Below are 14,825 nucleotides of genomic sequence, written 5' to 3' on the forward strand. Positions count from 1 at the left end.
ATGTCAGTTGCCGTAGGCCTCGAGTTCGATGATCCGGGAGTACCCGTGGTCGTTGGAGTCGTGGATGACGAGCTGGACGGCGTCGACGGCCACCGGGGCGAAGGTCACGGTGAGGAGACCCTGCACGTTGTCGCGGAACTCGCCGACGGTCGTCCAGGTGCTGCCGGTGCGGACCTGGACGTCGAAGTCGCGGATCCCCATCACGGCCGCCGGGTACTTGGCCGAGTCGAGGGTCTGCACGACGACGCGGCCGATCGTGGTCGGCTGGACGAAGTCGACGCCGTACGTGTCGGGGAAGACGCCCTTGGTGGCGTCGTGCCAGCCGCTGGCTCCCCACTGCGCGGAGTCGGTGTTGCCGTCGACTCCGCCACACAGCTTCATGTCGCCGTTCGTGGAGGACGCGACCGCCTGCTCGCCGAGCAGCAGGTTGTCGCGCGCGGGGACGGGCTTGATCGTGACGGGCACGGACAGGTGTTCGCGGCCGACACTGAGATCGACGTTGTGCGTCGCCGGAGCCGTGCCGCGCGGCACTGTGATCTCGAGCGGCGCCTTGACCAGTTGGTCGACGGGCAGATAGCTCGAGAACTGGTGCCGGGACAGTGTCAACGAGGAGTCGCCGCTGATGCGCATGTCGGCAATGGTGGGCTTGCGGCCGGTATTGGTCATGCCAAGGGTGAGCTTGCCGGACGGGAAGCAGGGCAGCGGCACGACCTCGACCGGCTGCGGGGTGGCGCTGATCTCGACCTGATTGTTGCTGCTGGCAACTGCGACGGCCGGGACCAGGAGAGCGAATGGGACGGCGAGCAGAGCGGTGCGTGCGCGTTTCATGTGCGGATCCGTTCAGGCCAGGTGGGTACCGGGACGGCCGTCCTCGACGACCAGGGTGGCGCGGGTGGACGCCGTACCACCGGGGGTGATGACCCGGTCGACGACGCGGTACTCCGACGTCCACTGGGAGCTGTCGAGACGGCAGCTGAGGTAGCCGCGCTGGACGCTCTGGAACTTCACGTGCGGGTTCTCGGCGAGCAGCGCCTTGCCGGTGGCGTCCGAGTCGACACCGTCCTTGCCGGACGAGATCGACGTGGTGACGAACTCGGTGCCGACCGCCGGCGTCGACGGGTCGGCGAAGTTCACGCGCAGGTCGGACGCGACGGCGCGATGCAGGTCGCCAGTGAGTACGACGAAGTTGCGGACATGCCGGTCGCGGACGCCGGACAGGACCCGGTCGCGCGAGCCGACGTACCCGTTCCAGGTGTCCATCGGCAGTTCGAGGTCAGGACCGGTCTTGCGGTCGAGTTGCGCCATCGCGACCTGCTGGGCGACGACGTTCCATCGGCTGCTGGAACGGTGGAGGGTGTCGAGCAGCCAGCGTTCCTGCGCGTCGCCGGTGATCGTGCGGGCCGGGTCCTGCGACACCTCGTCCGGCGGCAGCCAGCCACCGGTGCTGGTCTGGTCGTCGCGGAACTGCCGGGTGTCGAGCACGCTGAGGTCGGCGGTGCGACCGTAGCGGAGGTGCCGGTACAGCCGGATCGACGGACCGTCGGGGGACTGGTCGAGGCGCAGCGGCATGTGTTCCCAGTACGCCCGGAAGCCGTTCGCCCGACGGACGACGAAGTCGTCGTGCGGGACGCCGTCCTCGGAGATGTACCGGGCCCAGTTGCCCTCGACCTCGTGGTCGTCCAGCGTGACGATCCACGGCGCGGCGGCGTGAGCGGCCTGCAGGTCGGGGTCGGTCTTGTGCAGCGCGTACCGCGCCCGGTACTCGTCCAGCGTGAAGATCTCGCCGGCGAAGTCGACCGGGACCGGCTGGTTGCGAACGCCTGCCGTCGGCCCGACACCGACCTCGTAGACGTAGTCGCCGAGGAACAGGACGACGTCGTGGTCCCGGCGTGCGACGTCCTGGTACGCCGTGTAGAAACCGTCGTAGTAGGCCTGGCAGGAAGCGACCGCCATCGACACCGCGGGCTGGTCGGCCGGCGCCGGCGCGGTCCGGGTGCGGCCGACCGGACTGACCTGACCGTTCGCGCGGAAGCGGTAGAAGTAGTGCCGCCACGAGCGCAGACCGCGGACGTCGACGTGCACGGTGTGGGCGTACTCCGGGCGAGCGTGGGCCGTGCCCCGGCGTACCACGCGGCGGAAGTGTTCGTCCTCGGCGACCTCCCACTCGACCCCGACCGTGCGGTCGTCCATCCCGCCGAACGCCTCGAGCGGACCCGGCGCGAGGCGGGTCCAGATGACCACGGCGTCGGGCAGCGGATCACCCGAGGCGACGCCGAGAGTGAACAGCGGGCGTTTGTCGGTGCGGTGCGGTATCCCTACTGCATCAAGACCAGGGAGGGTGCCGGTGAGGGCAAGAGCGGCGGCGGCGCCGGTGGCGGAGAGAAAGCTGCGGCGGGTGGGCATGGGACGGAGTATCTGTCCGCGGTGACACAACGAACCAGGCACACGTTTCGCGTGATGCAACAGGGGAAGGAAGAAGCCCGATGAGACTGACCTGGGTGCAGCCGGAGGATCTGCTGCCGCACCAACTGGTCCAATCGCGATCCGAGGGTGTCGACGTCGCCGACGTCGAGTCGCGCTGGCGTGCGGCCGGCGGTGCGACGGACGCCCCGGCGTCGGGTGCATCGGACGAACCGGCCTCTCCCGAACTACGGACACTCGCGCGCGAGCTGCTCGCCGAGTTGGACGCACGCGCGGGGGCGTGGCACGAGCCGGTGATCCCCGAGTTGCCGTCGGTGGGCGAACCGGCAGACCTCGAGCGGCGGACGCTCAACGCCTGGCTCGGCCGAGCCGCCGGGAACCTGCTCGGCAAACCGGTGGAGAAGATCCCGCGCGAGGGCATCCGGGAGATCCTGCAGTCGTCGGGCCAGTGGCCGCTGTCGCAGTACATCACGGCGGTCGGCGTACCTGAGGACGTGCAGAAGAGATGGCCGTGGAACAAGCGGTCGAAGCCGACCAGCCTGCGCGAGGTCATCGACGGGATGCCTGAGGACGACGACCTCAACTTCGCCATCCTGGCGCTGCAACTGCTGGAGCGGCACGGCTCCGCCCTGACCACCGAGGACGTTGCGCAGGCCTGGCTGAACGACCTTCCGGCCGGGCGAGTGTTCACCGCCGAGCGTGTGGCTTACCGCAACCTTCTGGAAGGTGTGGAGCCGTCCAGGGCGGCGTCGGTCGGCAATCCGTTCCGGGAGTGGATCGGTGCTCAGATCCGGACCGACGCCTACGGCTGGGCCCATCCGGGAGACCGCACCGCGGCCGCCCGGGTCGCGCTGGTCGATGCCCGGTTGAGTCACACCGGCGCGGGCGTCGACGGTGCCCTCTGGGTCGCGGCGATGTCCGCCGCCGCGCTGGTGCTGGACTCGCCGAGCGAGGTCGCCCTCGCCGGGCTCGAGGTGATCGCGGCGGACGGAGCGATCGCGCGAGCCGTTCGCTTCGGGCTGGATCTCGCCGACCGTCCGCTGGACGACGCGCTCGACGCGCTGCATGCCGAGTACGGCGACCTGCACTGGGTGCACGCGGTGAACAACAGCGCGCTGACGGCGTACGCGCTGACCGCTCCGGACTTCGCCACCGCGGTCGGCCGCTCGGTGATGGCCGGGTGGGACACCGACTCGGCCGGAGCGACGGTGGGTGCGGTGTTTGGCGCTGTGCGAGGGGTTCCGGCAGAGTGGTCCACACCACTGGACAACCGGGTGGCCACGAGCCTGCCGGGGATGAACCAGATCGCGATCGACGAGCTGGCACTGAGGACCGTGGAGGTGGCCCGGGGTGGAGCCTGATGTTGTCGTCGTAGGTAGCGCGAACGTGGATCTGGTGTTGCCGGTCCAGCAGATCCCGCGCCCCGGCGAGACAGTGCTGGCGGGAGTGATGACCCGCGGACCGGGCGGCAAGGGCGCCAACCAGGCCGTCGCGTCCGCGCGGGCGGGTGCACGGACGGCGATGGTCGCTTCGCTCGGTGACGACGACGGTGGTGCGCTGATGCGCGACGCCCTCGGCAGCTCGGGCGTCGACCTCTCGCTGGTCTCGGTGACCTCCGCCCCGACCGGTACGGCGATCATCACGGTCGACGAGAGTGGTGAGAACTCGATCGTGGTCGCCCCCGGCGCGAACGGAGAGTTGTCGCTGTCCGACGCGGCGGCCGCTGCCGTCCGGGCAGCAAAAGTCGTTCTGGCCCAGCTGGAGATCCCGTTTCCGACTGTGCAGGACGCGGCGGCGGCGAGTTCCTACTTCATCCTGAACGCGGCGCCGGCGGCCGAGCTGCCGGACGAGTTGCTCGCCGAGGTCGATCTGCTGGTGGTCAACGAGACCGAAGCCGAGGCGATCGCGGGCGCGGACCGTTCCGCGCTGCTGAAGAAGGTGCCGGCCGCGGTCGTCACGCTCGGCGCCGCCGGCGCGGTGATCCTGACGCGCGGCGACGACGAGATCGCGGTTCCCGGCCTCCCGGTCGACGTGGTCGACACGACGGCCGCGGGGGACACGTTCTGTGGGGTGCTGGCGGCAGCATTGTCTGCCGTGTCAAATACCGGAGCGATTACGTCGAGCGACCTGACGAATGCGGTCCGACGCGCTACCGTGGCAGCGTCATTGAGTGTTCAGGCGGCGGGGGCGATTCCCTCGGTGCCTCACGGGGATGCAATCGACGCGCGCTACGCGGAGGTGTACCTGTGAATCCGCTCGAGCCGCGGCCCATCGATCTGCCCGCCCGGGTGGATCTGGGGCTTCGGGCCGACCTGTCGTTCCTCGACGACGCCAAGATCCTCGGCGCCCCGGAGGACCCGGCCGACCTGCCGCGGTGGCGGGCCAAGCTGGCCGAGTGGCTGATCGGTGCCTACGACCGGACGCCGTACGACGGCTCCCACTACGAGGTCCCCGGTCGCGAATGGACCCAGACGGCGTACTCGGTGGCGCTGGTCTGGCTCTGGGACGACCAGCTGTACGACGTCGAGACCGGGCGGTTCACGCCGGAGAGGTTCGTCCAGCACGGTGTCGCCGACTTCGGTGGGTACGACGCGGTCGTGCTGTGGCACGCCTATCCGGTGATCGGGATCGACTCGCGCAACCAGTTCGACTTCTACCGGGACGCGCCCGGTCTGCGGCAGCTGATCGACGACCTGCACCGGCTCGGGCTGAAGGTGTTCTTCGACTACAACCCGTGGGATGTCGGCACCCGCCGGGCGGCCCGTTCGGACGCCGAGGAGTTCGCGGCCCTCGTCACGGAGTACGACGTCGACGGGGTCTTCCTGGACACGTTGAAGGAGGGCGACCCGGCCTTTACTCGCGCGCTGCGCAAGGCGAATCCGGCGGTCGCGCTCGAGGGTGAGTCACGGTTGCCGATGGCAAGGATCGGCGATCACGCGCTGTCCTGGGCGCAGTGGTTCGCCGACACCCACGCGCCCGGCATTCTGCGTGCGCACCTGTTCGAGCGCCGGCACATGATGCACCACACCCGCCGGTGGAACCGCGACCACAGTGACGAGTTGCAGTCCGCCTGGATCAACGGCGTCGGCATGCTGGTCTGGGAGTCCGTGTTCTCGGCCTGGGTCGGCTGGAACGCGCGGGACCGCGCCACGCTGCGGCGGATGGTCGCGGCGCAGCGGGCGTTCGCGCCGGTGCTGCTCAACGGCGACTGGATCCAGTTGACCCCGGAGATCCCGGACAAGGCGCGCGAGCACGGCGTCTACGGTTCGCGGTTCGACCTGGCCGACATCACCTTCTGGACGCTGATCAACCGCGACGAGGAGGACTTCGACGGCATCGTGCTGCGCTCGGAGGACCAGGTCGGCGACTGGTACGACGTGACGTCGGGGGTGCCGATCACCTCGGACGACGACGGTGTCCACCTGGTCGTGCCGGGTCGTGGCGTCGCCGGGATCATCCGGGTGGGCGCGACCGCCGGGTCGTCCTGCCGGACGACCGCCCGTCGGCTCGGCACGATGCCGCGTCCGCATCTGAAGGACTCCGCGTTCCCGATGGCGCCGGCCCGGCGGGTTCCCGTTCCCGAGGTTTCCGGTGACGCGTCGCTCGGCCCGGTGGTCGTCGTACCGGCGGGGGACCGGGTGCTGAAGGTGCGGCATCGGCGACGCGAGACCGGGTTGTACGACCAGGCGCCGTACGTGGAGGAGTGGAAACCGCTGCCGCCGCGTCTGCACGACCTGCGGACGGAGACGCGCGAGGTCTCGCTCTCCGGTGTCTCGGTCGCGACGACCGAGGTGACCAACGCGCAGTACGCCGCATTCCTGGCCGCGACCGGCTACCGGCCGTTGGTGCCGAACCGCTTCCTCGCGCACTGGGCCGACGGCGCGCCCGCGCCGGGGACCGAGGACCAGCCGGTGACGTACGTCGATCTGCCGGACGCGCGGGCGTACGCGGCCTGGCGTGGTGGGCGGTTGCCGACCGAGGACGAGTGGCAGCTCGCCGCCGGGCTGGACGGGTTCACCCGCGCCGAGCCGCTGGTCTGGAACCTGACCGAGAGCGAGCACCGGGACGGCCGCAGCCGGTTCTGCATCCTCAAGGGCGGTTCGCACTACGCCGCCGAGGGCTCCGACTGGTACGCCGACGGCGGTCCGCAGGCGCCGGACGTGAGCTTCAAGCTGGTGCTGACCGGTGGTGGTCTCGATCGCTCGGAGACCATCGGCTTCAGGTGTGCGGGATGAGGGCTGCTCCACTTGACGGCGTGAAGGTCCTCGAGGCGGCGACGCTGTTCGCGGGGCCGCTGGCGGCGACCTTCCTCGGTGACTTCGGGGCCGATGTCACCAAGATCGAGCACCCGGCGCGGCCCGACGCCGCCCGGACGCACGGCGCATCGAAGGACGGCGTCGGGCTGTGGTTCAAGACCCTCGGGCGGAACAAGCGGATCGCGACGCTCGACCTGTCCCGCGGTCGCGACGTCTTCCTCGACCTGGTGCGCACCCACGACGTCCTGGTCGAGAACTTCCGGCCGGGCACGCTGGAGCGCTGGGGACTCGGGCCCGACCTGTTGCTGGCGGCGAACCCGCGGCTGGTGATCGCCCGGGTGACCGCGTTCGGTCAGGTCGGCCCGTGGTCGAGCCGGCCCGGATTCGGGTCGCTGGCCGAGGCGATGAGCGGGTTCGCGGCCGTCACGGGTGAGCCGGACGGGCCGCCGACGCTGCCGCCGTTCGGGCTGGCGGACGGCATCACCGCGCTGGCCACGGCGTACGCCGTGATGGTCGCGCTGCGCGAACGGGATCGGTCCGGGGCCGGCCAGGTGATCGACCTGGCGATCATCGAGCCGATCCTGATGATGCTCGGTGGTGGGATCACGGCGTACCAGCAGACCGGGTACGTCCAGCCGCGGTTGGGGAACCGGTCGTCGAACAACGCTCCCCGCAATGTCTACAAGACCGCAGACGGGCGCTGGGTCGCGGTGTCGACCAGCTCGCAAAGCATCGCCGAGCGGGTGGTGAGGCTGGTCGGTCGCGCGGACCTCGTGGCGCGGCCGTGGTTCGCCACCGGGCGGGAGCGGGCGCAGCACGCCGACGAACTGGACGAGGCGGTCGGGTCGTGGATCGCCGAGCGGCCGCTGGACGAGGTGATGGCGGAGTTCGAGAAGGCCGAGGCCGCCGTCGGTCCGGTGCACGACATCCGCGGAATCATGACCGACCCGCAGTACGCCGCGCTGAACACGATCGTCGCGGTGGACGACGACGAGCTCGGCGGACCGGTGCAGATGCAGAACGTGCTGTTCCGGTTGTCCGAATCGCCGGGGTCGATCCGCTGGGCCGGGCGGCCGCACGGCGCGAACACCGACGAGGTGCTCGCCGAGATCGGAGTCAGCCCGGAGCAACTCGCTGCGCTGCGCGCGGCCGGCGTGGTCTGACGCTGATGCCTGAGGGGGCCTGAAGTGCTGACGGCACTGTATGTACCTGCCAACCGGCCGGATCGGTTCGCGAAGGCCGTTGCCGCAGGCCCTGATCTGGTCGTGTTCGACCTGGAGGACGCGGTTCCGGTCGACGACAAGGTGGACGCGCGCGGCTGGGCGGTCGCCTGGATCGCGGCGAACGCGGCTGGTTCGGTGGAGGTCCGGGTCAACGCGCCCGGGACGCCGTGGATCGAGGACGACCTGGCCGCGGTGGCCGCCCTGCCGGTGATCCGGATCCGGGTGCCGAAGGTGGAGAGTGTTGGCGACGTCCACTCGATCCTGGAACAGGTGCCGACGGCAAGGATCACCGCGCTGATCGAGTCGCCGCTGGGTCTGGAACGGGCGTTCGAGATCGCGTCCGCGGATCCGCGGGTGGTGGCGATCGCGCTCGGCGAGGCTGATCTGTCGAGTGCACTGGGTGTGGACGGAGCGGTCGGATTGGCATGGGCGCGCGGGCGGCTGGTGTCGGCGTCGCGGGCAGCCGGGCTCGGCGCTCCGATGATGTCGGTGCATCCGCGGGTGAACGACCTCGACGGACTGCGGCAGACCAGTCTGGAGGGCCGTGCGCTCGGATTCGTCGGGCGTACGGCGATCCATCCGCGGCAGCTGGCCACGATCGTCGAGTGCTTCACGCCGACCGCCGTACAGCTCGCCGAGGCGGAGGCTTTGCTGGCCGCGGTCGACAAGGCCGGGGTCTCCGACGGCGGCGTCATTGTCCTTCCGGACGGCCGGATGGTCGATCCCGCCATGGTGGGGCGCGCCCGGGAGCTCAGCACCCTGATGCGGGAGATCGAGTCCAGGTCAAGTTAGGCTCGACATATGCTGCCGCGCAGTGTTGACGCCGTGGTGATCGGCTCGGGGCCGAACGGCCTGGTGAGCGCGATCGCCCTTGCCGACGCGGGCTGGGACGTACTGGTGCTGGAGGCCGCCGAGACCTTCGGCGGCGCGGTCCGGTCGACCGAGGACGACGGCTGGATCAGTGATCGTTTCAGTTCGAACTACCCGTTGGGCGTGGCGTCACCGGTCATGCGCGCGCTGGAGTTGGAGAAGTTCGGCCTGAAGTGGGCGCATGCGCCGCTTCCGCTGGTGCATCTGCTCGATGCCGAGGAAGGCACCTCGGTCGCGATCCACCCGGATCCGGAGGACACCGCGAAGTCTGTTGGCTCCGACCACCCGGGCGACGGCGAGGCGTGGCTGCGGATCTACCAGCAGTACGTCGCAATCCGCGAGCCGCTGCTGAAGTCACTGCTGACCTCGTGGCCGCCGGTCGTGCCTGGCATCAAGCTGGCGCGCAAGCTCGGGTCCGCGGGCGAGCTGCTGCGGTTCGCGCGGTTCATGGCGATGCCGATGCACCGGATGGGCAAGGAACTGTTCGCCGGCCCGCGCGGAGCGGCGTTGCTGGCGGGCAACGCGCTGCACGCCGACTCGCCGCTGTCCGGCAGCGTCAGCGGCACGATGGGCTGGCTGCTCGCGATGATGGCGCAGGACGTCGGCTATCCGGTGGCTATCGGGGGATCGAGCGCATTCTCGGGCGCTCTGGTCCGTCGAGCCGAGCGCGCGGGCGCCCTGCTCATCTCGGGTACGCCGGTCTCCGCGATCGACGTGTCATCCGGGCGAGTGACCGGCGTACGGACGGCGTCCGGGGAGACGGTCGCGGTGAGCCGGGCAGTGATCGCGGACACGTCTGCTCCGGTGCTCTACAACCAGTTGTTGCCTGGCGCAACGATCCCGGCAGGGTTGCGGCGGGATCTGGACGAGCGGTTCGAGTGGGACTACCCGACGGTGAAGCTGAACTTCCGGCTGAGCGGGCCGATCCCGTGGACGTCGGCCGAGGCGCGATCCGCCGGGGTGGTCCACCTGGGCGGGACGGCGGACGAGCTCGTGCATCTGTCCGCCGACCTCGACACCGGCCGGTTGCCGTCGCAGCCGTTCCTGCTGATCGGGCAGTCCACGAAGTCGGATCCGTCCCGGTCGCCGGAAGGGACCGAGGCCGTCTGGGCGTACTCACACTTGCCGCGGGGGGTTGCCGACGACGAGTCCGCCGGCAAGCTGGCCGGCCGGATGGAACGCGCGATCGAACGCTTCGCACCGGGCTTCGGTGAGCTCATCATCTCGCGTGATCTGCAACGGCCGAGCGCCCTCGAGTCCGGCAACGCGGCCCTCGGCCTCGGCGCTCTCGGTGGCGGCACGATGCAACTGCACCAGCAGCTCGTGTTCCGCCCGACCATCGGTCTGGGCAGTCCGCGCACTTTCATCGCCGGCCTCTACCTGGGCAGCTCCGCCATCCACCCAGGCGGCGGCGTCCACGGAGCGTGCGGTCACCTCGCCGCGCGCACCGCCCTCCGCGACGCCTCGATCATCGGGCCCCTCACCCGGACCCTGCCCACCGCAACCCTCCGCCACCTCCAGCGTTGATCGCCTCCTCGAAGTGAGCCGGTGTGGCTAGCGGCTTGTGTAACCGCTGGCGGGTTGTACGGCGCCAGCGGTGAGACAACCCGCCAGTGGCCAGGCGACGCAGGGCACCCGGGAGCTGTGGTGGGGGCGGTTTAGGGTCGGGAGTATGCGACTGGATGAGGCGATGTGCCGGGCGCGGGTCGCGGCGGCGCGGGTGGGGCGGTTGGCCACGGTCGGCGGTGACCGGCGGCCGCACGTCGTACCGGTGACCTATGCGGTACGCGGGGACGAGTTGTTCATCGGGATCGATCAGAAGCCGAAGACGACGACTGACCTGAAGCGGTTGCGCAACATCGCGGAGAACGCACGCGTGGCGGTCCTGGTCGACCAGTACGACGAGGACTGGACGCATCTGTGGTGGGTGCGGGTCGACGGCGTCGCACGAGTGGTGGAGGCCCGGTCGGCGGCACTGGAGTTGCTGGTGGCGAAGTATCCGCAGTACGAGGCGGACCCGCCGCGTGGACCGGTGATCGGGATCCGGGTCGACCAATGGTCCGGGTGGTCGTACTCCTGACGCGTAGGGTGCTGGGAGGGAGGTGCGGATGACGCAAGTGGAGGGCTTGCTGCGCGAGCTCGCGCCGCAGGTGCTGGGGTTCCTGGCGCGGCGGCACGGGCAGTTCGATCTGTGTGAGGACGCCGTCCAGGAGGCGTTGCTCGCGGCCGCGACGCAGTGGCCGGCGGACGGCGTACCGGCGAATCCGCGCGGCTGGCTGATCACGGTCGCGACGCGGCGGCTGACCGACCAGTTCCGCAGTGAGGCTGCGCGCCGCCGCCGCGAGGACAGCGTCGCGTCGATGGCCGGGCCAGAGGAGTTGGTTGCCCCTGGCGCCGATGTCGACACGGCTCCGGACGAGGACGACACGCTGACACTGCTGTTCCTGTGCTGCCATCCGGCCGTCACGCCGGCGTCGCAGGTCGCGCTGACGCTGCGCGCGGTCGGCGGTCTGACCACGGGCGAGATCGCGCGGGCGTTCATGGTGCCCGAGGCAACGATGGCGCCGCGGATCAGCCGGGCGAAGAAGAGCATCAAGGCGGCCGGGAGCCGGTTCGAGATGCCGCCGGAGGAGGAGCGCGCGGACCGGCTGCGGGTTGTCCTGCAGGTGCTGTACCTGATTTTCAACGAGGGATACACCGCCAGTTCCGGCGAGGAACTGCAGCGGCTCGACCTGACCTCCGAGGCGATCCGCCTGACCCGGATGCTGTGTTCGGCCTTGCCTGATGACGGTGAGGCTGCGGGCCTGCTGGCGTTGATGCTGCTGACGGACTCCCGCCGTACGGCGCGAACGACCGCCGATGGTGGCCTGATCCCCATCGACGAGCAGGACCGCACGCTCTGGGATCGCGAGCAGATCGAGGAAGGCACCACGCTGATCCTGGCCACACTCGCCCAGAGCGCGGTCGGTCCGTATCAGGTGCAGGCCGCGATCGCCGCGGTGCATTCCGAGGCGCCGAGTGCCGACGAGACCGACTGGAACCAGATTCTCTCGCTGTATGTGCTGCTGGAGCGGCTCACGCCGAATCCGATGGTCACGCTCAACCGGGCGGTTGCGCTCGCGCAGGTGCAGGGTCCGCAGGCCGGTCTCGACCTACTCGCCACGCTGGACGGCAACAAGAACATCACCGAGACCCACCGTCTGGACGCCGTACGGGCGCATCTCTATGAGCGGGCGGGGGAGCCGGCGAAGGCCCAGGAGCATTACCTTGCCGCGGCCCGGCGTACCACCAGCCTGCCGGAGCAGCGCTACCTCCAGGCGAAGGCGGCGGCTATCTCCGTGTGACTGCGGTCACGTGACCTGGGTTGTAACTTCGGTTTACAGTGGCGGGTATGAGCCTTGAGGAGCGGACACGCGCGCGGGACCGGCGGGACGCGATCGGCGTCGGGGTCGCGCTGCTGAACCGGCTCGCGCGGTGGCGGACAATCGATCGGTTCGGTTTGCGGAAGCGGACCGAGCGGGTGGTGTTCGAGGCGACCAAGACGGGTTTCCGGACGGCGGGAGCGCTGTCTCGGAGTTTCTCGGCGGCGTCGAAGCTCAGCAAGCCGTCCCGGTTGCCGGCAGCGCGAGGGAGCGGCCGCTTCGACCTGACGCCGACCGAGGACCAGCAGATGGTGGTCGGGGTCGTGAAAGAGTTCGCCGCCGAGGTACTGCGTCCGGCGGCGTCAGCGGCGGACACCGCGTGTACGACGGATCCAACGGTACTGGAGTCGTCGGCCGAGCTCGGGCTGAGTCTGATCGAGGTGCCGGAGGAGCTCGGCGGCATCGTCACCGAGCGGTCCGCGATGACCGGCGTACTGGTCGCCGAGGCGATGGCGCACGGTGACATGGGTCAGGCGGTCGCGTGCCTTGCGCCGGCGGCGGTGAGTACGGCGATCTCGCTGTGGGGTGACGAGACGCAGCAGGCGACGTATTTGCCCGCGTTCACCGGGTCGTCGGTCCCAGCGGCGGCGTTGGCGGTCTTGGAGCCGCGGCCGTTGTTCGATCCGTTCGACTTACGGACCACGGCCGTCGGCGGGCGATTGAACGGCGTGAAGTCGCTGGTGCCGCGTGGTGCTGAGGCTGAGTTGTTCGTGATCGCGGCGCAGTTGGAGGATCAGGGGCCGGCGCTGTTCCTGGTCGAGTCCGATCATCCCGGCGTGACGATCGAGGCCGAGCCGTCGATGGGGCTGCGAGCGGCGTCGCTCAGCCGGGTGATCCTCGAGGATGTGCCGGCGGTGCAGTTGGGCACGTTGTCGGATTACGCCGAGTGCGTGCGGCTGTCGCGGCTGGGCTGGTGTGCGTTGTCACTGGGTACGGCGAAGGCGGTGCTGGACTACGTCACGCCGTACGTCAATGAGCGGACGGCGTTCGGTGAGCCGATCAGCCATCGGCAGTCGGTGGCGTTCATGGTCGCGAACATCGGGATCGAGCTGGAAGGCATGCGGCTCGTCACCTATCGGGCCGGATCGCGTGCGGAACAAGGGCTTCCGTTCGCCCGCGAGGTTGCGCTGGCGCGCCGGTTGTGCACGGACAAGGGCATGCAGATCGGGACGGACGGTGTGCAGCTGCTCGGCGGGCACGGGTTCGTGAAGGAGCATCCGGTCGAACGCTGGTACCGCGACCTGCGAGCGATCGGCGTGATGGAAGGCGCGGTGCTGGTCTGATGATCAACCTCGAGACGCCAAGGAAGTTCCGCGCCCTCGTGAACCAGGCGCACCAGGTCGCCGCGGAGATGCTGCGTCCGAACTCGCGGCGGTACGACCTGGCCGAGCACGAGTACCCGGTCGAGCTGGACATGCTCGCGGCAATGGTCGACGGATTAGGCGCCTCGGGCACCAGTTCCGGCGCGGGCGCGGCCGGAGTACGACGTACCGCTGCCGGTGAAGGTGTTGTGAACGGATCGAACCTGTCGTCGGTGCTGTCGATCATGGAGATGTGCTGGGGCGATGTCGGACTCCTGCTGTCGATGCCGCGGCAGGGTCTCGGCAACTCCGCGATCGCATCGGTTGCCTCGGACGAGCAGTTGCGGCGGTTCGACGGCGTGTGGGCCGGGATGGCGATCACCGAACCCGGGTGCGGATCGGACTCGGCGAACATCCAGACGACCGCGCGCCGCGACGGCGACGACTACATCATCGACGGCGAGAAGATCTTCGTGACCGCGGGCGGTCGCTGTGACGCCGTGGTGGTGTGGGCGACGCTCGACAAGTCGCTGGGGCGGGCCGCGATCAAGTCGTTCGTCGTACCGAAGGACACACCGGGCATGACGGTCGAACGGCTCGACCACAAGCTCGGCATCCGCGCCTCCGACACCGCCACTCTTCGCTTCGACAACTGCCGCGTGCCCGCGGCCAACCTGCTCGGCTCACCCGAGATCGACGCGGACAAAGGCTTCGCGGGTGTGATGCAGACCTTCGACAACACGCGTCCGCTGGTCGCGTCCATGGCCGTCGGGTGCGCCCGTGCGTCGCTCGAACTCACCCGTGAGTTGCTGGCCGACGCCGGGGTCGAGATCGACTACGACCGTTCCGTCCACCTCCAGCCCGCGGCCGCGGCGACGTACCTCGAACTCGAGTCCGACTGGGAAGCCGCCTATCTCCTCACCCTGCAAGCAGCCTGGATGGCCGACAACGGCAAGCCGAACTCCCTCCAAGCCTCCATGGCCAAAGCCAAGGCCGGCCGTTCCGCCAACGACATCACCCTCCGCTGCATAGAACTCACCAGCACCCTCGGGTACTCAGAACACGAACTCCTCGAGAAATGGGCCCGGGACTCCAAAATCCTCGACATCTTCGAAGGCACCCAACAAATCCAACAGCTGATCGTCGCCCGCAGACTCCTCGGCAAGACGTCCGCCGAGCTCAAATAGCCTTATCTGTAAGGGGATCTCAGCCTACGCGGCAGTTCGTCAGATCAGGCCCGGGCCGAGCATCGACCGGTCCATGCTCGAGACCGTGATCACCTCTGCGCCGTCAGCCGCTCCAGTCGGCGATCCACTGCCTGCCGGGTCCGGT

General features: G+C 69.5%; 12 protein-coding genes. 10 read left to right on the top strand and 2 right to left on the bottom strand.

Translation table 11 applies throughout. The features are described 5' to 3' along the window. Positions 1-3: 3 nt before the first annotated feature. Together OG817_RS07965 and OG817_RS07970 are read right to left on the bottom strand one after the other, a co-directional pair. Positions 4-828 (bottom strand): hypothetical protein, encoded by an 825-nt coding sequence (locus tag OG817_RS07965; protein ID WP_406053054.1) that lies wholly within the window; start codon positions 826-828, stop codon positions 4-6. 12 nt (positions 829-840) lie between these two features. After that, positions 841-2,403: an alkaline phosphatase D family protein gene (locus OG817_RS07970; RefSeq protein ID WP_406053055.1), complete on the bottom strand. Its 1,563-nt coding sequence runs from the start codon at positions 2,401-2,403 to the stop codon at positions 841-843. An 80-nt stretch (positions 2,404-2,483) separates the two neighbouring features. Between OG817_RS07970 and OG817_RS07975 the strand changes: the two genes are divergently transcribed. From OG817_RS07975 to OG817_RS08020, 10 genes are all read left to right on the top strand, one after another. Then, positions 2,484-3,782: an ADP-ribosylglycohydrolase family protein gene (locus OG817_RS07975; RefSeq protein ID WP_406053056.1), complete on the top strand. Its 1,299-nt coding sequence runs from the start codon at positions 2,484-2,486 to the stop codon at positions 3,780-3,782. Next, on the top strand, positions 3,772-4,671 hold the full coding sequence (locus OG817_RS07980) for a ribokinase (RefSeq protein ID WP_406053057.1): 900 nt from the start codon (positions 3,772-3,774) through the stop codon (positions 4,669-4,671). The genes OG817_RS07975 and OG817_RS07980 overlap by 11 nt, the downstream gene beginning before the upstream one ends. Continuing rightward, positions 4,668-6,656 carry an SUMF1/EgtB/PvdO family nonheme iron enzyme gene (locus OG817_RS07985; protein ID WP_406053058.1) on the top strand — a complete coding sequence of 663 codons (1,989 nt, stop codon included), beginning with the start codon at positions 4,668-4,670 and terminating at the stop codon, positions 6,654-6,656. Before OG817_RS07980 ends, OG817_RS07985 begins: the two co-directional genes overlap by 4 nt. Continuing rightward, the gene (locus OG817_RS07990) at positions 6,653-7,840 is read left to right on the top strand and encodes a CaiB/BaiF CoA transferase family protein (protein WP_406053059.1); all 1,188 of its coding nucleotides are present in this window, start codon (positions 6,653-6,655) and stop codon (positions 7,838-7,840) included. The genes OG817_RS07985 and OG817_RS07990 overlap by 4 nt, the downstream gene beginning before the upstream one ends. Positions 7,841-7,864: 24 nt before the next feature. Continuing rightward, positions 7,865-8,692 carry an HpcH/HpaI aldolase/citrate lyase family protein gene (locus tag OG817_RS07995; RefSeq protein ID WP_406053060.1) on the top strand — a complete coding sequence of 276 codons (828 nt, stop codon included), beginning with the start codon at positions 7,865-7,867 and terminating at the stop codon, positions 8,690-8,692. 9 nt (positions 8,693-8,701) lie between these two features. Beyond that, entirely contained in the window at positions 8,702-10,297 is a 1,596-nt protein-coding gene (locus OG817_RS08000; RefSeq protein WP_406053061.1) for a phytoene desaturase family protein, read from the top strand. A 145-nt stretch (positions 10,298-10,442) separates the two neighbouring features. Beyond that, on the top strand, positions 10,443-10,850 hold the full coding sequence (locus tag OG817_RS08005) for a TIGR03668 family PPOX class F420-dependent oxidoreductase (protein ID WP_406053062.1): 408 nt from the start codon (positions 10,443-10,445) through the stop codon (positions 10,848-10,850). 28 nt (positions 10,851-10,878) lie between these two features. Then, the gene (locus tag OG817_RS08010) at positions 10,879-12,114 is read left to right on the top strand and encodes an RNA polymerase sigma factor (protein WP_406053063.1); all 1,236 of its coding nucleotides are present in this window, start codon (positions 10,879-10,881) and stop codon (positions 12,112-12,114) included. A 47-nt stretch (positions 12,115-12,161) separates the two neighbouring features. Continuing rightward, positions 12,162-13,475: an acyl-CoA dehydrogenase family protein gene (locus tag OG817_RS08015; RefSeq protein ID WP_406053064.1), complete on the top strand. Its 1,314-nt coding sequence runs from the start codon at positions 12,162-12,164 to the stop codon at positions 13,473-13,475. Beyond that, positions 13,475-14,680: an acyl-CoA dehydrogenase family protein gene (locus OG817_RS08020; RefSeq protein WP_406053065.1), complete on the top strand. Its 1,206-nt coding sequence runs from the start codon at positions 13,475-13,477 to the stop codon at positions 14,678-14,680. The genes OG817_RS08015 and OG817_RS08020 overlap by 1 nt, the downstream gene beginning before the upstream one ends. Positions 14,681-14,825 lie beyond the last annotated feature (145 nt).

The organism is Kribbella sp. NBC_00889, assembly GCF_045207705.1.
GTDB lineage: Bacteria > Actinomycetota > Actinomycetes > Propionibacteriales > Kribbellaceae > Kribbella.